The 17,075-nt window shown below is 65.6% G+C and carries 18 protein-coding genes and 1 pseudogene; 11 read left to right on the top strand and 8 right to left on the bottom strand.

All coding sequences use genetic code 11. From position 1 onward, the window contains the following. Position 1 precedes the first annotated feature (1 nt). A complete protein-coding gene (locus BST27_RS03890; RefSeq protein WP_069417837.1) occupies positions 2 to 1,213 on the bottom strand; it encodes an acyl-CoA dehydrogenase family protein in 1,212 nt (403 codons plus the stop codon). A 142-nt stretch (positions 1,214 to 1,355) separates the two neighbouring features. Between BST27_RS03890 and BST27_RS03885 the strand changes: the two genes are divergently transcribed. Genes BST27_RS03885 through BST27_RS03870 form a run of 4 tightly spaced genes read left to right on the top strand, consistent with a single transcriptional unit; the run spans position 1,356 to position 4,722 of the window. Further along, on the top strand, positions 1,356 to 1,817 hold the full coding sequence (locus tag BST27_RS03885) for a nuclear transport factor 2 family protein (protein ID WP_069417696.1): 462 nt from the start codon (positions 1,356 to 1,358) through the stop codon (positions 1,815 to 1,817). Between the two features lie 33 nt (positions 1,818 to 1,850). Then, entirely contained in the window at positions 1,851 to 2,960 is a 1,110-nt protein-coding gene (locus BST27_RS03880) for a Re/Si-specific NAD(P)(+) transhydrogenase subunit alpha (protein ID WP_069417695.1), read from the top strand. A 2-nt stretch (positions 2,961 to 2,962) separates the two neighbouring features. Beyond that, complete coding sequence (locus BST27_RS03875; protein ID WP_069417694.1) at positions 2,963 to 3,301, top strand: NAD(P) transhydrogenase subunit alpha part 2; 339 nt, start codon at positions 2,963 to 2,965, stop codon at positions 3,299 to 3,301. Beyond that, positions 3,298 to 4,722, top strand: a complete 1,425-nt coding sequence (locus BST27_RS03870; protein ID WP_069417693.1) for an NAD(P)(+) transhydrogenase (Re/Si-specific) subunit beta — start codon at positions 3,298 to 3,300, stop codon at positions 4,720 to 4,722. The genes BST27_RS03875 and BST27_RS03870 overlap by 4 nt, the downstream gene beginning before the upstream one ends. Positions 4,723 to 4,750: 28 nt before the next feature. Here the strand turns inward: BST27_RS03870 and BST27_RS31205 are convergent, their stop codons facing one another. After that, complete coding sequence (locus BST27_RS31205) at positions 4,751 to 4,876, bottom strand: hypothetical protein (protein WP_139805002.1); 126 nt, start codon at positions 4,874 to 4,876, stop codon at positions 4,751 to 4,753. Between the two features lie 138 nt (positions 4,877 to 5,014). Between BST27_RS31205 and BST27_RS03865 the strand changes: the two genes are divergently transcribed. Further along, positions 5,015 to 5,638, top strand: a complete 624-nt coding sequence (locus BST27_RS03865) for a TetR/AcrR family transcriptional regulator (RefSeq protein ID WP_069417692.1) — start codon at positions 5,015 to 5,017, stop codon at positions 5,636 to 5,638. Between the two features lie 12 nt (positions 5,639 to 5,650). On the opposite strand, the gene BST27_RS03860 is transcribed toward BST27_RS03865, so the two are convergent. Together BST27_RS03860 and BST27_RS03855 are read right to left on the bottom strand one after the other, a co-directional pair. After that, complete coding sequence (locus BST27_RS03860; protein ID WP_069417691.1) at positions 5,651 to 7,165, bottom strand: PE family protein; 1,515 nt, start codon at positions 7,163 to 7,165, stop codon at positions 5,651 to 5,653. Between the two features lie 186 nt (positions 7,166 to 7,351). Beyond that, positions 7,352 to 7,732, bottom strand: a pseudogene (locus BST27_RS03855) (alpha/beta hydrolase); the annotation flags it as partial. 89 nt (positions 7,733 to 7,821) lie between these two features. On the opposite strand from BST27_RS03855, the gene BST27_RS03850 reads away from it, so the two are divergent. The 3 genes from BST27_RS03850 to BST27_RS03840 are packed head-to-tail and all read left to right on the top strand — an operon-like array spanning position 7,822 to position 11,056. Beyond that, positions 7,822 to 8,922: an NAD(P)H-dependent amine dehydrogenase family protein gene (locus BST27_RS03850; RefSeq protein WP_069417689.1), complete on the top strand. Its 1,101-nt coding sequence runs from the start codon at positions 7,822 to 7,824 to the stop codon at positions 8,920 to 8,922. A 34-nt stretch (positions 8,923 to 8,956) separates the two neighbouring features. After that, a complete protein-coding gene (locus BST27_RS03845) occupies positions 8,957 to 9,706 on the top strand; it encodes a glucose 1-dehydrogenase (RefSeq protein ID WP_069417688.1) in 750 nt (249 codons plus the stop codon). A 24-nt stretch (positions 9,707 to 9,730) separates the two neighbouring features. Continuing rightward, positions 9,731 to 11,056: an FAD-binding oxidoreductase gene (locus BST27_RS03840; protein WP_069417687.1), complete on the top strand. Its 1,326-nt coding sequence runs from the start codon at positions 9,731 to 9,733 to the stop codon at positions 11,054 to 11,056. 15 nt (positions 11,057 to 11,071) lie between these two features. On the opposite strand, the gene BST27_RS03835 is transcribed toward BST27_RS03840, so the two are convergent. Genes BST27_RS03835 through BST27_RS03825 form a run of 3 tightly spaced genes read right to left on the bottom strand, consistent with a single transcriptional unit; the run spans position 11,072 to position 13,281 of the window. After that, positions 11,072 to 11,620: a TetR/AcrR family transcriptional regulator gene (locus BST27_RS03835; RefSeq protein WP_069417686.1), complete on the bottom strand. Its 549-nt coding sequence runs from the start codon at positions 11,618 to 11,620 to the stop codon at positions 11,072 to 11,074. Next, a complete protein-coding gene (locus tag BST27_RS03830; protein ID WP_069417685.1) occupies positions 11,617 to 12,441 on the bottom strand; it encodes a thioesterase family protein in 825 nt (274 codons plus the stop codon). Before BST27_RS03830 ends, BST27_RS03835 begins: the two co-directional genes overlap by 4 nt. 21 nt (positions 12,442 to 12,462) lie before the next feature. Further along, positions 12,463 to 13,281: an SMP-30/gluconolactonase/LRE family protein gene (locus tag BST27_RS03825; protein WP_069417836.1), complete on the bottom strand. Its 819-nt coding sequence runs from the start codon at positions 13,279 to 13,281 to the stop codon at positions 12,463 to 12,465. A gap of 130 nt (positions 13,282 to 13,411) precedes the next feature. Between BST27_RS03825 and BST27_RS03820 the strand changes: the two genes are divergently transcribed. Genes BST27_RS03820 through BST27_RS03810 form a run of 3 tightly spaced genes read left to right on the top strand, consistent with a single transcriptional unit; the run spans position 13,412 to position 16,389 of the window. Then, a complete protein-coding gene (locus BST27_RS03820; RefSeq protein ID WP_170062266.1) occupies positions 13,412 to 14,302 on the top strand; it encodes an acyl-CoA thioesterase in 891 nt (296 codons plus the stop codon). Positions 14,303 to 14,307: 5 nt separating this feature from the next. Further along, complete coding sequence (locus tag BST27_RS03815) at positions 14,308 to 15,228, top strand: LLM class F420-dependent oxidoreductase (protein WP_069417683.1); 921 nt, start codon at positions 14,308 to 14,310, stop codon at positions 15,226 to 15,228. After that, complete coding sequence (locus BST27_RS03810; protein ID WP_069417682.1) at positions 15,229 to 16,389, top strand: acyl-CoA dehydrogenase family protein; 1,161 nt, start codon at positions 15,229 to 15,231, stop codon at positions 16,387 to 16,389. Here BST27_RS03810 and BST27_RS03805 read toward each other — a convergent pair. Then, complete coding sequence (locus BST27_RS03805) at positions 16,365 to 17,024, bottom strand: DUF427 domain-containing protein (RefSeq protein WP_069417835.1); 660 nt, start codon at positions 17,022 to 17,024, stop codon at positions 16,365 to 16,367. The two genes, BST27_RS03810 and BST27_RS03805, sit on opposite strands and share 25 nt — an antisense overlap. Positions 17,025 to 17,075 lie beyond the last annotated feature (51 nt).

Raw genomic sequence — 17,075 nt, 5'->3', positions numbered from 1 at the left:
TTCAGGTGACCGCCGCGGCGAACGCGGACTTCTCGCGGCCGAGCTCGGCGCGGGCGATGGTTCGCATGTGCACCTCGTCGGGGCCGTCGAAGATCCGCATGGCTCGATGCCAGCCGTACAGCCGGGCCAGCACGGTGTCGTCGCTGACGCCGGCGGCGCCGTGCACCTGGATGGCGCGGTCGATGACGTCGCAGGCCACCTTCGGTGCGACCGCCTTGATCTGAGACACGAGCAGGTGCGCCGCCTTGTTACCGTGCTGGTCGATCGTCCAGGCGGCCTTCTCGCACAGGAGTCTCGCCTGGTCAATCTCGTTGCGGCTCTTGGCGATCGCCTCACGCACCACACCCTGCTCGGCCAGCGGCCGGCCAAACGCCACCCGGTTCTGCGCCCGGTCCACCATCATCGCCAGCGCGCGTTCGGCGCCACCGAGGGCGCGCATGCAGTGGTGGATACGGCCCGGGCCCAGCCGGGCCTGGGCAATCGCGAAGCCACTGCCCTCTTCGCCGAGCAGGTTGGTGACCGGCACGCGGACGTTGTCATAGATGATCTCGCAGTGCCCGTGCTGGTCTTGCCAGCCGAACACGGTTGTCGAACGCACGACCGTCACCCCGGGGGTGTCGATGGGAACCAGGACCATCGACTGCTGCTGGTGACTCGCCGCATCGGGATTGGTGCGGCCCATGACGATGAGGATCTTGCAGCGTGGGTCGGCCGCGCCGGATGTCCACCACTTGCGGCCGTTGATGACGTAGTCGCCGCCGTCTCGCACGATCGACGTCTCGATGTTGCGGGCGTCGCTGCTGGCGACGGCCGGTTCGGTCATGGAGAAGGCGCTGCGGATCTCGCCGTTGAGCAGCGGCTCCAGCCACTGCTTGCGCTGCTCCTCGGTGGCGAACAGGTGCAGCGTTTCCATGTTGCCGGTGTCCGGGGCCGCGCAGTTGATCGCCTCAGGCGCGATTTCGAGACTCCAGCCGGTCAGCTCGGCCAACGGGGCGTATTCCAGGTTGGTCAACCCCGACACCGCGGGCAGGAACAGGTTCCACAGCCCGGCGGCCTTGGCTTTGACCTTCAGCTCCTCGACGATCGGCGGGACGGTGTGATCGCCTGCGCCGGCCTCGTGGCGGTACTTGTCGTACTCGGCTTCGGCCGGGAAGACGTATTCCGTCATGAAGTCGGTCAACCGCTTGTGGTAGTCGATGGCCTTGGGCGACATCGCAAAGTCCATTCCGCCACGATATGACACCCGCGTCGGCGGCCTGCGGGCGAGCGCGCACCAGCAGACACTGAGACACAAACTCGTATGCGTGGGGGCCGATTTGTACGATTTTGTGTCTGCTCGCCGTAGGTTCTGGGTCATGACCGAATCCCGCCCCCCATTTCCTCCGTTCACCCTGGAGAGCGCGCTGCAGAAGGTCCAGGCCGCGGAGGACGCGTGGAACACCTGCGATCCCGAGCGCGTCAGCCTGGCCTACACGGTCGACTCGGAATGGCGAAACCGCGACGAGCACTTCGTCGGCAGAGAAGAAATAGTGGCGTTCCTGACTCGCAAGTGGCAGCGCGAGCTCGACTATTCGCTGCGCAAGAGCTTGTGGAGCTTCCACGACAACCGCATCGCCGTGCGATTTCAGTACGAAAGCCACGACCAGAACGGCCAGTGGTACCGCAGCTACGGCAACGAACTTTGGGAATTTTCTCCAAGCGGGTTAATGTCACGCCGCGAAGCATGTATCAACGATGTGCGGATCGCCGAGACCGAGCGGCGATACTTCGGACCTCGACCTGCGACGGAGCACGGCCGGGAAATACCTCTTTGGTAGTGCAGAAAAGTACAGAAAGTAGACATACGCGCTATGACAGATGCGCAATCCAACGCCTTGCGGGTCGGGGTGGTGGCCGAATCCGGACCGGACGAGCGGCGCGTAGCGCTGGTACCGAAGGCGGTCTCGTCGCTGGTCAGCAGTGGTGTCGCAGTCGTTGTCGAGGCCGGTGCAGGTGAGGGGGCGCTGCTTCCCGACGAGCTCTACACCGACGCGGGTGCCACCATCGGGGACGCATGGAGCGCCGACATCGTCGTCAAGGTCGCACCGCCCAACGCCGAAGAAGTCGGCCGGTTGCGCAGCGGGCAGACGCTGATCGGCTTCCTCGCGCCGCGCAACGCCGAGAACTCCATCGGCGCACTGAAGCAGGCCGGCGTGCAGGCCTTCGCCTTGGAGGCCATTCCGCGTATCTCGCGGGCCCAGGTGATGGACGCGTTGTCGTCACAGGCCAACGTGTCCGGCTACAAGGCGGTCCTACTGGCGGCGTCGGAGCTGACCCGGTTCTTCCCGATGTTGACGACGGCGGCGGGCACGGTGAAGCCGGCCACCGTGCTGGTGCTGGGCGTGGGCGTGGCGGGGCTGCAGGCGTTGGCGACGGCCAAGCGGCTGGGTGCCCGGACCACCGGCTACGACGTGCGGCCCGAGGTGGCCGATCAGGTGCGCTCGGTGGGCGCGCAGTGGCTCGATCTCGGCATCGATGCCGCCGGTGAGGGCGGCTACGCCCGAGAGCTCACCGAAGAGGAACGCGCTCAGCAGCAGCAGGCGCTGGAAAAGGCGATCAGCGGCTTCGACGTGGTGATCACCACCGCGCTGGTGCCGGGCCGACCGGCGCCGAGGCTGGTGACCGCGGCGGCGGTGGAGGCCATGAAGCCGGGCAGCGTGGTGGTCGACCTGGCCGGCGAGACCGGCGGCAACTGCGAACTGACCGAACCGGGCAAGACCGTGGTGAAGCACGACGTCACCATCGCCTCCCCGCTGAACCTGCCGGCGACGATGCCAGAGCACGCCAGCGAGCTCTACAGCAAGAACATCACCGCGCTGCTGGACCTGCTGATCAAGGACGGCAAGCTGGCCCCGGACTTTGACGACGAAGTCGTCGCGGAGTCGTGTGTGACACGTCAAAAGTCGGAAGAGGACTCCTAGAGATGTACGACGAACTTCTAGCCAACCTGGCGATTCTCATCCTGTCCGGCTTCGTCGGATTCGCGGTGATCTCCAAGGTCCCCAACACGCTGCACACCCCGCTGATGTCGGGTACCAACGCCATCCACGGCATCGTGGTGCTCGGCGCGCTGGTGGTGTTCGGCCGGGTCGAGCACCCGTCGCTGGCAGTGCAGATCATCCTGTTCGTGGCCGTGGTGTTCGGCACCCTGAACGTTATTGGCGGCTTCATCGTCACCGACCGCATGTTGGGCATGTTCAAGGGCAAGAAGAAGGCCCTGCCCGCAGGGAAGGCCGACGAGAAGGAAGCGATTGCCAAATGAACTACCTGGTGATCAGCCTCTACATCCTCGCCTTCTCGCTGTTCATCTACGGCTTGATGGGCCTGACGGGACCCAAGACCGCGGTGCGCGGAAACCTGATCGCCGCGGTCGGCATGGCCATCGCGGTCGGGGCCACGCTGGTCATGATCAGGCACACCACCCAGTGGTCGCTGATCATCGCGGGCCTGGTGGTGGGTGTCGTGCTCGGTGTGCCACCCGCGCGACTGACCAAGATGACCGCGATGCCGCAGCTGGTGGCGTTCTTCAACGGCGTCGGTGGTGGCACCGTCGCGCTCATCGCGCTGTCGGAGTTCATTCAGACTTCCGGCTTTTCCGACTTCCAGCACGGTGAGTCGCCGACCGTGCACATCGTGGTCGCCTCGCTGTTCGCCGCGATCATCGGTTCGATCTCGTTCTGGGGCTCGATCATCGCGTTCGGCAAGTTGCAGGAGATCATCTCCGGGGCGCCGATCGGCTTCGGCAAAGGGCAGCAACCGATCAACCTGCTGCTGCTGGTCGGGGCCGTGGCGGCCGCGGTGTACATCGGCCTGAACGCGCATCCCGGCAGCGGCGGGGCGCCACTGTGGTGGATGATCGGCCTACTGGCTGCGGCGGGCGTGCTGGGCCTGATGGTGGTGCTGCCGATCGGCGGCGCGGACATGCCCGTCGTCATCTCCCTGCTGAACGCGATGACCGGCCTGTCGGCCGCGGCCGCAGGTCTGGCGTTGAACAACACCGCCATGATCGTGGCCGGCATGATCGTCGGCGCGTCCGGTTCGATCCTGACCAACCTGATGGCCAAGGCGATGAACCGCTCCATTCCCGCGATCGTCGCGGGCGGTTTCGGCGGTGGCGGCGTGGCGCCCAGCGGCGGTGACGCGGGCGACAAGCACGTCAAGTCCACCTCGGCGGCTGACGCCGCGATTCAGATGGCCTACGCCAACCAGGTGATCGTGGTACCCGGCTACGGCCTGGCCGTCGCGCAGGCGCAGCACGCGGTGAAAGACATGGCGTCGCTGCTCGAGGACAAGGGTGTGACGGTGAAATACGCCATCCACCCGGTGGCCGGCCGGATGCCCGGGCACATGAACGTGCTGCTGGCCGAGGCCGAGGTCGACTACGACGCCATGAAGGACATGGACGACATCAACGACGAGTTCGCGCGCACCGACGTCGCGATCGTCATCGGCGCCAACGACGTCACCAACCCGGCGGCCCGCAACGATGCGTCCAGCCCGATCTATGGCATGCCGATCCTCAACGTGGACAAGGCCAAATCCGTGATCGTGCTCAAGCGGTCGATGAACTCGGGATTCGCGGGCATCGACAACCCGCTGTTCTACGGCGAGGGCACCACGATGCTGTTCGGCGACGCGAAGAAGTCGGTGACCGAGGTCGCCGAGGAGTTGAAGGCTCTCTAGCTAGCGGGTCTGCGCAATCGGAGACGGTTTAGACGGGCGGGTAGGACGGCGGCGGGTAGCCGTTGCCGGACTCGACGCCCCGCAGACCCCAGGTGAGGTACCCGAAGAAGAACTCGATCTCGTCGCTCCCGTCGTAGTCAGGGCTCGGGTCCATAGGTTCCCACCTTTGCGCTCGTGATCGATTCGCGTCCGTTACCGAGTCTAATCACATCCGCGTCGGTGCAACAGGCGCCAACCGCCTTGCATAAACTGAACAACCAGTTGATTGGTAGACGCAGTTAGCGAGTAATGGATGGCATCTGAAACCGGGCTCTCCCGCCGTGAGGAGTTGCTGGCCGTCGCGACCAAGCTGTTCGCGGCACGTGGATATCACGGGACGCGGATGGACGACGTTGCCGACGTGATCGGCTTGAACAAGGCGACGGTCTACCACTACTACGCCAGCAAATCGCTGATCCTCTTCGACATCTACCGCCAGGCCGCCGAGGGCACACTGGCGGCGCTGCACGACGACCCGTCCTGGACGGCGCGCGAGGCGCTGTACCAATACACGGCGCGCCTATTGGTGGGTATCGCGGACAATCCGGAGCGGGCGGCCGTGTACTTCCAGGAGCAGCCCTACATCACCGAGTGGTTCACTCCCGAACAGGTGGCCGAGGTCCGCGAGAAGGAAGCCCAGGTCTACGAGCACGTGCACGGGGTGATCGACCGCGGGATCGCCACTGGCGAGTTCTACGAGTGCGACTCCCACGTGGTGGCGCTGGGCTACATCGGGATGACACTAGGCAGCTACCGATGGCTGCGCCCGCACGGACGGCGCTCCGCCCAGGAGATCGCCGCCGAGTTCAGCACGGCGCTGCTGCGCGGGTTGATCCGCGACCAGACGATCCGAACGACGTCGCCGCTGGGTTCCTGAACCCGCGGCGGGTTACCAGTCGATGGACGGGATGATGTGCAACGCGTTGCCCAGGCCGCCGCTGAGCAACGACAGCAATGTCACCTGCTGCTGGCCGAGGTTGATGTTAAGGCCCGGGTTGGTCGAGGGGACCCACGGATAGACGTCGGGGAAGTGCTCTGGCCCCCACAATCCGGCCTGTACGCCGACTTCCACCGCGGCGCCGTACGGCCCCAGCAAGCTGCCGGTGAGCAGGTAATAACCCACCGTGAGCGGGTTCGGGATGTTGAGCAGCGCCGCTGGGGTCGAGATGTCCGCGTACATGCCGGTGGGTCCGTAGTCGGAGTAACCCAGGTCGACCATCACCCGCAATACCGGCTGGAAGACGTCGGCGATCACCGGGCCGGCGAACGGGATGTTGCGGATCGGCTGCAACAGTGGCAGGTCCTGCGTCAGCAACATGTAGTACGACGTGTTGCCGGCGTAGCCCGGCGACGTGGGTAGCGGAACCGCGTTGGCCAGGTCGGCCGCGGTGAGGTCCGGCACGCCACCATGCACGAAGAAGTAGCCCATGATGGCATTGATGTCGGCCAGGACGTTGAGCGGATATTGCGGCGTGTGGCCGATGCCGTCGTACTGCAGCGTGTAGATGTGCGTCTCGTACGGCGTGTTCGCCAACGTCCCGCCGTTGAACGACACGTCGAGGAACGGGATGTAGAAGCCCGGGAAGCGCGCCAGCAGGCCGCCGACGGGATTGTTGCCGGCGGCCACCATCACGAAGGCGAGGTCGTTCGGATTGGGAAAGCCCGCCGCCGCAAGACTGTTGATGTAGTTGTTGATGATCGAGGCGCTTTGCGAGTAGCCGAAGACGGCCACGCTGTGATCGAGGGCGAGTTCGGCGGTGACGGCTTGACTGAGCAGTTGCACGCCCTTGGCGACGGACTGGTTGTACGTCATGTTGCCGAGATCCGGTGTGACCGGCCAGAACTGCTCGGGTGTGAACAGGCCCTTCGGTATGGCGCCCGGGAAAAGGGTCTGGATGAACCGGGTGTTGATGTCGTTGATGTACCCGCTTGATGGCTTCGGGTTGTTGGTGCCGCCCATGATCAGCGCGGTGATGTCGCCCACCAGGCTCAGGCTCTGCGGCGGGGCGCCGAGGGCGACGGCGCCACCGCCACCGGGGACCGCCGCGGGGGCCGCCGCGCCGTTCAAGAACGCTTGGATGGGTGCGTTGATCGAGTTGAGCGCGGTCGATACCCGGGCCGCGTTGGCAGCTTCGGCCTGCGCGTAGGCGTTGCTCGCGTTGGCCAACGCCTGGGTGAACTGACTCTCGAAAAGGCCGGCCTGTTTGACCACTGCCTGGTATTCCTGCGCATAGGCGTTGAAAAACGCCGCCGCCAGGCCGGACACCTCGTCTGCGGCCGCTGCCGCCAGGCCGGATGTCCGGGTTGCCGCCGCGGCATTGGCCGCGTTGACGGCCGCCGCGATGCCTTGTACGTCGGTGGCTGCGGAAGCCAGCAGCTCAGGGGCAGCAATTAAATACGACATCTCCCCGTCCTCCCCAACCCCGCTGATCGGCTAATCCGCTACCGCGGGTAATAGGTATTGCCGTGAGACTAAAACGGTCCCGCCGGTACGTCCGGCATTTCAACAATCTTCTTAGGTAACGGTTCCGACGTGCTTGTCGAGGAAGCCGAATTGGGGTGGCCTGCCGGTCCGAGCCCCGATCAGGTCGCGCGCCGCCCTGACGATGACATGGCCTCCGCAAAAAGACCTGCCCCACAAAGCGATTCGTTTCTGGTCGACGCCGGGCAGGGTGTGCGCATGACCACGGCCGCGGACCGGTCTTCGAGCTGCATCTTGATGTCGAGCAGCTGGCGCGGCTGTCCTTGGCTGTCGCCGGAGTTGCGGTAGTCGAACACCAGACACGCATCGCCGGCCGCGCTGAACCTCTCGGCGTAAGCGTCCAACCGCATGGTTTTGACGGCGCCCAGGCCGTGTGCCATCACCAGTACCGGAACGTTGTCATCGCTCATCGGGCCGGTAGTACCACGCGCTGCTCCGGTCTGTGCCGGAGGCGCCAGCGGTGAAGGTGACGTCCTCACGCACGGCCATGGGCCAACCATAGTGCGGCTCGATCGGTCGAAAAATCATGGACTACCGTCTAGAAAGTTGCAGAGCTGCACGTCGGACGGAGGGCTGTGATGGCGGTTCGGGTCGCCCACGTTGGCACTGGAAATGTCGGCCGGCTGGCCCTGATTGAACTCGTCACCAACCCGCTATTCGAATTGACGGGCCTTTGTGTGTCGACCCCGGAAAAAGTGGGCCGCGACGCCGGAGAACTGGCCGGAGTAGGCGCGCGGACCGGCATTGCGGCCGTCGACGACCTTGATGCTGTATTGGCCACGCGGCCGGAATGCGTCGTCTATTGCGCCATGGGTGACACCCGCATACCCGACGCGATGTCTGACATCATGCGCATCTTGGCCGCCGGCATCAATGTCGTGGGCTCGTCGCCCGGATTGCTGCAGTACCCGTGGGGCGTAATGCCCGACAAATACATCGCACGCGTGGAAGATGCTGCCCAGAAAGGGAATTCGAGCGTATTCATCACCGGTGTGGACCCTGGATTCATCAACGACCTGATTCCCTTCGCGCTCGCCGGAACCTGTCAGCGCATCGAGCAGGTGCGCTGCATGGAAATCGCCGACTACGCGTCGTACGACGGCGCCGAGGTCATGCACTACATGGGATTCGGCCGGCCGCTGGATCTGCCGCCAGGCGAGGCGCCCATGCTGCTGCAGCCCGGCGTGTTGACGTTCGCCTGGGGGACGGCGATCCGACAACTGGCCGCCGGCCTCGGCGTCGAGATCGACGAGATCACCCAGTCGATCCAACGTGAACCGGCGCCGGAAGACTTCGACATTGCGGTCGGCCGGGTGCCCAAGGGCACGCTGGCCGGCCTGCAGTTCGAAATCCGTGGCATGGTCAACGGATATCCAGCGATCGTCATCGAACACATCACCCGGCTGCGGCCCGACTTGCGCCCCGACTGGCCGCAGCCGGCGGCCGGTGGGGGTTCGTACCGCGTGGAGATCACCGGCGAGCCCTCGTATGCCGTCGATATCGTTCCAAGCAGCCGCAATGGTGACCACAACTACGCGGCGATCCTGGCCGCCGCCGGACGTATCGTCAACGCCGTTCCCGCGGTGGTCGCCGCGCCGCCGGGCATCCGGACGACCCTCGACCTGCCCCTGATACCGGGCAAAGGGTTGTTCGCGCCAACCGGTTTGGTAACCACCTAAGGACTAACGGACTAACGGGAAGGAGCCCGACTGCATGGGACGGGTAGACGGCAAGGTTGCGCTCATCAGCGGCGGTGCGCGCGGCATGGGCGCCGAAGACGCGCGGCTGCTGGTGCAGGAGGGCGCCAAGGTGGTGATCGGCGACGTGCGTGACGACGAGGGCAACGCCCTGGCCGCAGAGCTAGGCGACGCCGCGCGCTACGTCCACCTCGACGTCACCCAGCTAGAGCAGTGGGAAGCAGCGGTCGCGACTGCCGTCGGGGAATTCGGCAAGCTCAATGTGCTGGTCAACAACGCCGGGATCGTCGCGGCGGGCCCGTTGCGCGAGTTCCGAATGGACAAGTGGCAGCAGGTGATTGATGTCAACCTGACCGGCACCTTCCTGGGCATGCGGGCGGCCGTCGACCCGATGACGGAGGCCGGTGGCGGGTCGATCATCAACGTGTCATCGATCGAGGGGATCCGCGGCGCGCCGCTCGTGCATCCCTATGTCGCGTCCAAGTGGGGGGTGCGTGGCATCACCAAGTCGGCCGCCCTGGAACTAGCGCCGTTGAACATCCGGGTGAACTCGCTGCACCCCGGGTTCATCCGCACGCCGATGACCGCCCATCTGCCGGAGGACATGGTCACCATCCCGCTCGGGCGCGCCGCAGACGCACGCGAAGTCGCGACCTTCGTCGTGTTTCTCGCCAGTGACGAGGCGTCGTACGCCACGGGCAGTGAGTTCATCGTGGACGGTGGCCTGGTGACCGACGTGAACCACAAAGACTTCAGCGCCGGATAGTTCCGCGAGATGAGGGCTTAGCGCATGCTCGCGAGCCTGGCCGACGTGGTGGGCTCGAAACACGTCGTCACCGATCCCGACGTGCTCGCCGGTCGCAGCGTCGACTACACGGGCCGGTACCGCGGCCGAGCTAGCGCCCTGGTGCGGCCGGCGACGGCCGAACAGTTGGCAGAGGTCTTGCGGGTGTGCCGGGATGCGGGGGCGTACGTCACCGTCCAGGGCGGCCGCACCTCCTTGGTGGCGGGCACCGTGCCCGAGCATGACGACGTGCTGCTGTCCACCGAAAGGCTAAGCGCCGTAGGCGAAGTTGATTCCATCGAGCGCCGGGTGACGGTCGGCGCAGGCGCCACGTTGGCCGCGGTGCAGCGGGCCGCCAGCGCCGCCGGGTTCGTGTTCGGTGTGGACCTCTCCGCGCGCGACACCGCGACCGTGGGTGGCATGGCGTCGACCAACGCCGGAGGACTGCGCACGGTGCGCTACGGGAACATGGCCGAGCAGGTGGTCGGACTGGACGTTGCGCTGCCCGACGGGTCGGTGCTGCGCCGGCACAGCCGGGTTCGCCGCGACAACACCGGCTACGACCTCCCCGCGTTGTTCGTCGGCGCCGAAGGCACGCTCGGTGTCATCACCACCCTGGACCTGCGGCTGCATCCGAAGCCGTCGCACCGGGCGACGGCCGTGTGCGGCTTCGCAGACCTGGATGCACTCGTCGACGCCGGGCGGGTGTTCCGCGACGTCCCGAGCATTGCCGCGCTGGAATTGGTGGACGGCCGGGCCGCGGAGCTAAGCGGGGAACGCCCCGTCGAAGGTGACTGGTTGCTGTTGGTGGAACTGGCAGCCGATCATGACCAGACCGAACGACTTGCGGCATTGCTGTCCGAAGTTCGGGTGTGCGCGGAACCGGCGGTGGGGGTGGATAGCGCTGCGCAGCAACGGTTATGGCGGGTTCGGGAATCGCTGGTTGACGTGCTGGGAACATATGGGCCGCCATTGAAGTTCGACGTCTCATTGCCGTTGTCGGCCATCAGCCAATTCGCAAGGGATGCAGTCTCTTTGGTGGCGGCTGTGGTTCCGGACGCGCTGCCGGTGCTGTTCGGCCACATCGGCGAAGGCAACCTGCACCTCAACGTGCTGCGTTGTGCGCCCGAGCAGGAGTCGAGCTTGTACGCGGCCATGATGGACCTCATTGCCGGGTGTGGTGGCAATGTCAGCTCCGAGCATGGCGTCGGCAGCCGCAAGCGCGCGTATCTCGGAATGTCGCGGGAGGCCGCCGACATCGCCGCGATGCGGGCGGTGAAAGCCGCGCTGGACCCGACCGGCTACCTCAACGCGGCGGTGTTGTTCGACTGAGGTGGCTCATGGGGCTCAGCTGGAGTTCTTCAGCCCGACCGCGTGCCGCAGCTGCGCCAGGAACTGATCGGCGTCGTCACTACGAACAATGTAGTGGGAGATGGCAATTCGGATCACTGTGGCCGCCTTGACGGCCGCGTTGGGTCCCGGGAGTAGTCGTTCCAGACCTGCCCGCATTTCCGGAATGACGCGGGACACTTGTGCGATGACGTGCTCGGGCTCGACGTCGACCATGCGCACTCCAGAGTAGGAATGCTGAAAATCGACGATGAACTGCAACGCCGCTTCGAGCCGCTCCACACCCTTGAGTCCCGCGGTCACCTCGGCCAGCCCGGTTTCGAAAGCCTGGCGCTCGTAATTGGAAAAGGCGGACAGCAACTCCTGTTTGGAGCCGAACCAGCGGTAAAGCGTGGGGCGCGATACCCCGGCCTGAGCGGCGACATCCGACAGGCTGAGCTTGGTCTGCCCGTTGCGACCGAGCACCTCGGCGGTGGCCGCCAGGATGCGTTGGCGAGTTGGGGTGTCGTCGCCGTTGACATCCGGAATTGGGGTTGCCTGGTTCATGACTGCCTCTCCGGACGCTTGCGGACCAAGACGGACTCCTGAATCGCCCCGACTGCACCTTGCTCGTCGAACAGTGTTCCTATCGTCGTCCCGATTCCGTCGGGACCGTAGCTGGTCTCGGCCCGAATACCGATCCAATCGCCCTCGGGGACCCGGAACACATGCACGGCCAGGTCGGTGTTGAGGAACGTCCACTTTCTGATGTCCAGCTTGCTGCCGATCCCGTTGGCGCAGTCGGCGACCGCGAACAGCCGCTCCAGTGGCGTCATCGTCTCGCCGGTGACCAGGTCGGCGATCGGCTTGATCCAGGATTCGCCAGGGCCGGGCCGCATCGGTTCGGTCAGCCAGAGCCACTCCAAACTGTGCACGTAGTTGCGGTCCCAATTCATGGCGGCGAGGTTGCGGTCGTGCGCCTCGGATCTCGGCCGGGGCGGGGGCGCCGCGGCATGCGCCACGGCGTGGGTGTCTTGATGCTGCAATCGCCAACCGCTGGCGCGAGCGACCGGGCGCGGCTCCCCGTTGGGGCCGAGCGCCAGCATTTCGGCGCTCACCAGTTCAATCTGCTTGCCGCCCCGGTCGAGCTGCGACCGAACCCACAGGTCTCCTTCCGCGGGCACCGCTCCCAACAAATCGATGACCACGCGGCTGAGCCTGGTGTCGTCGCGTCGAGCCACCCGTTCCAGCGCTCGGACCAGCAACGCCGACACCGGCGCGCCGTGCTGTATCGAGGCCGACCAGGTGCCTCGGGCCAGGTCCGTCGCGCGGAACTTTTCGCCCAGCGGATCGGCGTCGTCGATCAGCTCGTAGTAGGAGTCGGTCATCGTTCCCTCTTTGGTCGTGGGTCAGGGCAGCCCGGCGCCGGGATTATCCACCGTCACCGCGTCCAAGCGGGATAGCCGGGTGCCGACCAGCCGCTTGGGGTAGGCATCCGTGCTCGACAGCAGGAACAATGTGCGTCGCTCTGGCCCACCGAGTGCACAGGCTATGGCGACCCGGTCGCCCATGTCGATGCGGTCGGTCACCTCCCCGCCGGCGGCGATCCGTTCGAACTGGTGCGCCAGCGTCATTGCCGTCCACACTCCGCCCTCGGCGTCCAGGGCAATGCCGTCCGGTGGCCCGTCCAAACCGTCGGCGAACACCCGGCGATCGTGCAGCGCGCCGTCGCCGTCAATGGTGAACTCGGTCAGGCGCCGGGCAATCGATTCGGCGACGATCAGGCTGCGGTGATCGGGGGTGATGACCATTCCATTGGGAAAGTCGAGGTCGGTCGCGACGACCGTGGCGCTGTTGTCGGGATCGAGGCGGATGATGACGCCACCGGTGAAGGCCTGTGCGCCGATGTAGGCACGCCCCAGGCCATCGACCACCATGTCGCCCAGGTTGGCCGGAGCCAGTTCTGTCAGGTCAGCGACGATGTCGACGGTGTCACCGTCGTAGCCCAGCACCAGCCGGTCCTCGGCTGAGGTGATCAGCAGCGTCCCGTCGGGCCGGAATCCCAGGCCCGACGGCGAGTGGCCGGGCAGCGGCAGGGTGGTCAGCGAACCGCGCATATCCGAGGTGTGCACCGCCTCGCCCAGCAGGTCCGAAAACCAGAGCAGTCCCTCGAACCAGCGCGGTCCCTCACCGAAGCAGAACCCACTGGTCAGGGGCGTCGGGATCAGTCCGGTCAGCCCTTTACAAATCACGGCCAAAGTGTCACGTACTTCGGGTACCGCTGTCAACGAGATGTCCCGGACGGGACAGGCGGGCCACGGGGTGGTGACCTTTACAAATAATGCTCAAAATGTCACGCTGGGCGCTGTGACGACAGATTCCGAACAGGTGCAATGGACGGTTGAAGCGCTGCTGGACCTATTCGAAGTGCGGCCCGACGGACCCGACCGATTCGTCGCCGACACCGGGCTCCCGGGTCAGGACGGCCGCCAGGTAGTCGAGGGCACCCAGGTTGTGGCGCAGGCGATTATCGCTGCGGCGCAACGGTTTCAGGGCAAGTCGGTGCGCTCGGCGCACGCGGTGTTCTCCCGGGCCGTGGCCGTCGGCCCGCCTGTCGAACTGGTCCTTGATGTGGTTAACGAGGGCAGGTCCACGGCGACGGCCGTCGTCGCCGCGGTGCAGAACGGCCGCCGCTGCGTGAGTGTGACGATCCTCGCCGACGTCCCGACCGAGGACGTGATCCGGCATCAGCTGCCGCTTCCCGACGTTAAGGGTCCCGCTGAGGCCAACGTCTCGGACATGCCGATGATCGGGCGGGAATTGCGACTCGTCGATGTGGTCGACGTCAACAGCCCCGATGAGGTCGGGCCGCCCGAGCTGTACGCGTGGCTGCACTACGACCCCGTGCCGACCCGTGATGACCTGGCCAAGGCGCTCGTCGCATATTTCACCGGCCACCTCGGGATCTCCACCACGATGCGCGCGCATCCGGGCATCGGCACCAGTCAGGCCCACCTCACCGTGTCCACCGCGCCGATGACGATCTTTGTGTCCTTCCACGAACCGGTGCGCTGGGACGGATGGCTGCTCTACACCCACGAGAGCACCCAAGTCGGCGCGGGGATGTCCTATGTTCGCGGCACCGTGCACACCGAAGCCGGTGAGCTGCTGGCGTCCTTTGCCCAGGAAGCGTTGATTCGACCACTACGCACCACCGACACGTCCATCGACGCGCGTTCGCGGTTCTAAATGCTATGCGTTTCACCATCACCCACCCGATGCACAGCCATCCCTACAACCCCGAGCTGGCAAGCGGGGACGGCATCGCGACGGTGGCGGCGGCGGCCGAGGCTGCCGGATTCGCCGGGTTCGGCTTCACCGATCACCCGGCCCCGTCGCAGCGGTGGTTGGAAGCCGGTGGGCACGACGCGTTAGACCCGTTCGTGGCTTTGGGTTTCGCCGCGGCGCGGACTTCAACGCTGCGGCTGATCCCCAACATAGTGGTGTTGCCCTATCGAAATCCGTTCGTGGTGGCCAAATCCGGTGCGACGCTGGACCTGCTTTCGGGCGGCCGGTTCACGTTGGCGGTCGGTGTCGGCTATCTCAAGCGGGAATTCTCCGCGTTGGGTGTCTCCTACGACGAGCGCGCCGAGCTGTTCGAGGAAGCGCTGCAGGTTGTCCGGACGATCTGGACCGCCGACGACATCTCCTACCAGGGAAAGCATTTCACCGCCCGCGGCATCACGGCGCACCCACGGCCGGTCAGTCGGCCGCACCCACCGATCTGGATCGGCGGCAACACCGGCGCCGCCCGGCAGCGCGTCGTCGACCACGGGGACGGATGGTGTCCGTTTCCCGCGCCCGCGGGCCTGGCCCGCACGGCCGGCACCGCTTCCATCGACTCGTTGGAAAAGCTCGCCTCGGGCATCGATGATCTGCGCCGTCGCCTGGACGCGGCCGGCAGGGACCCGTCGTCGATCGACATCACCTTCAGCAACTTCGAGGGCGGGTTTCCCGGCGGCGACGGCTTCAACGCCGACGCCTACCTAGGCGGTCTGGACAAGCTGGCCGCGCTCGGCGTCACCTGGGTGCAGGTCCATCTGCCCGGTGACAGCATGGCTCATGTGCTGGACAGCATCGAACAATTCCGTACCCAAGTTATCGACGTGATCTAGATGGATTTCGCACGGGTCGCACTTTCCGAAGAGGACAAGGAATTTCAGGAACGGGTGCGCGCGTTTCTGACCGAGCACGTGACCGACGAGGTGCGTCGTCGCGATCGGGCAACGGGCGAGAACTTCGACGAGGGCGTGCATTTGGCGTTGGGTGCCGCCGGCTACCTGGCCGGGGACTGGACGCTGGAGTCCGACGGCGGATTCACCGCCGTTCAGCGGCGGATATTCCACCTCGAGATCGGCCGCGCTCACACGCCTTGGTACCACTGGGAAACGACGTCGGTCGTCGCGCGGCTGGTGCAGCAATTCGGTGCGCCGGAGCTGACCGAGTTGGTGCTGCCCGGGGTGCTGTCCGGGGAGATCCGGCTGTGCCTCGGTTACACCGAGCCCGAGGGCGGATCGGATGTCGCCACCTGCAAAACCAGGGCAGTGCGCGACGGCTCCGCGTGGATTGTCAACGGCTCCAAGATGTTCACCTCCAACGCACAGAACGCCAGGTATGTCTTCCTGCTGACCAATACCGATCCCCAGGGGCCTAAGCACAAGAACCTGACCATGTTTCTGGTGCCGCTGGATTCGCCGGGCATCGAGATCCAACCCCTGCGTACCGTCGACGGTGACCGCACCAACATCGTCTACTACAGCGATGTGCGGGTAGATGACCTCTACCGCATCGGCGAGGTGAATGCCGGGTGGACGGTCATGCGGGCCGCGCTGGATTCCGAGCATGGGTTGGTCGCGCGGGAAGATCATGGGCTGCAGAATCTTTCGGCGATGTCCGAGCACGGCTCGATCGCGGCCGAGGCGTTGGACACGGTGGCCTCGATCGTGGACCGTGATGACGAATCCGTAGTGCATCGGCTGGGCCGCAGCATCGCTCGACTGGAGGCCGCGTTGTCCACGCCCGGAATGTACGGGCGCGTCGCGATCGCGCAGACTATGCGGGATATCTCCGCCGACCTGATGGATGTGGCGGGTTCGGCGTCGGCATTGCCGGTCGACGTCGCCGGCTCGGCGGGGGATGGCGCGGCGGAGTACGTGTTCCGGCTGGCGGTGCCCACCGGAATCTACGGCGGAACCCTGGAAGTGTTCCGGAACATGATCGCCCAGCACGAACTGAGACTCGGCCGGCCCGCCTACGGAAGCTCTGCCTCCACCTGAACTTTGGTGTCGTCGAAGCTGAAAAAGCCTTTGATGGGCAGGCTTTCGGGGTAGGGGTCTTCGTAGCTCCAGGCAACGTCCTTCGTGTTGGGGCTGGACCGGTACGTCGCGACACCCTTGTAGTTGCAGTAGCTCGAGGTGTCCGATCGGGTCAGCAGTTCTTGTCGAACGTGTATTGGGCTGACGTAAAGCCTTGGTTTCAGGGCGGTCTCGAAGACGATCACCGTGTCGTCGGTGTCGACCAGCGTGGTGTCGCCGTCGGTGACCCGCAGCCGACGCCTGGTGGGGCGGCAGTCGACGCGGTGGTACGGGTTGGGCGGGTAGTGGACGAGTTCGCGACCTTCCTCGAGCCAGGTGTCGACGGCGTCCCAGGGGACTTGAACGTATCCGGGCGCTTCGGCCACCGGTTCGCTGGGCAGGTCTGTGATCGTTTCGGCGGGGAAGGCGTAGGTGAGTGGTCGGTCCGGCCGGTGTACCAGGAGCGCGCGTTCGGTGTCGATTACCGGGGCGCCGTCTTTGGACGCTTGGATGCGACGCGGATGCGGTTCGACATACACAACGCCGGCCGGGATCGGGGGATGGAAACGGCCCGCGGGATTGCTGCTGAGTGGACCGCGCCCGGTAACCAGACTCATGGATTTGATTGAATCACTTTTCAGCCTCGCCGAGATTGCCGTGAGGGCTGT

It is taken from the genome of Mycobacterium intermedium (assembly GCF_002086275.1).
GTDB classification, from domain to species: domain Bacteria; phylum Actinomycetota; class Actinomycetes; order Mycobacteriales; family Mycobacteriaceae; genus Mycobacterium; species Mycobacterium intermedium.
The sequence above is the reverse complement of the archived record's forward strand: the minus strand, read 5'-3'. Positions and strand labels throughout refer to the sequence as shown.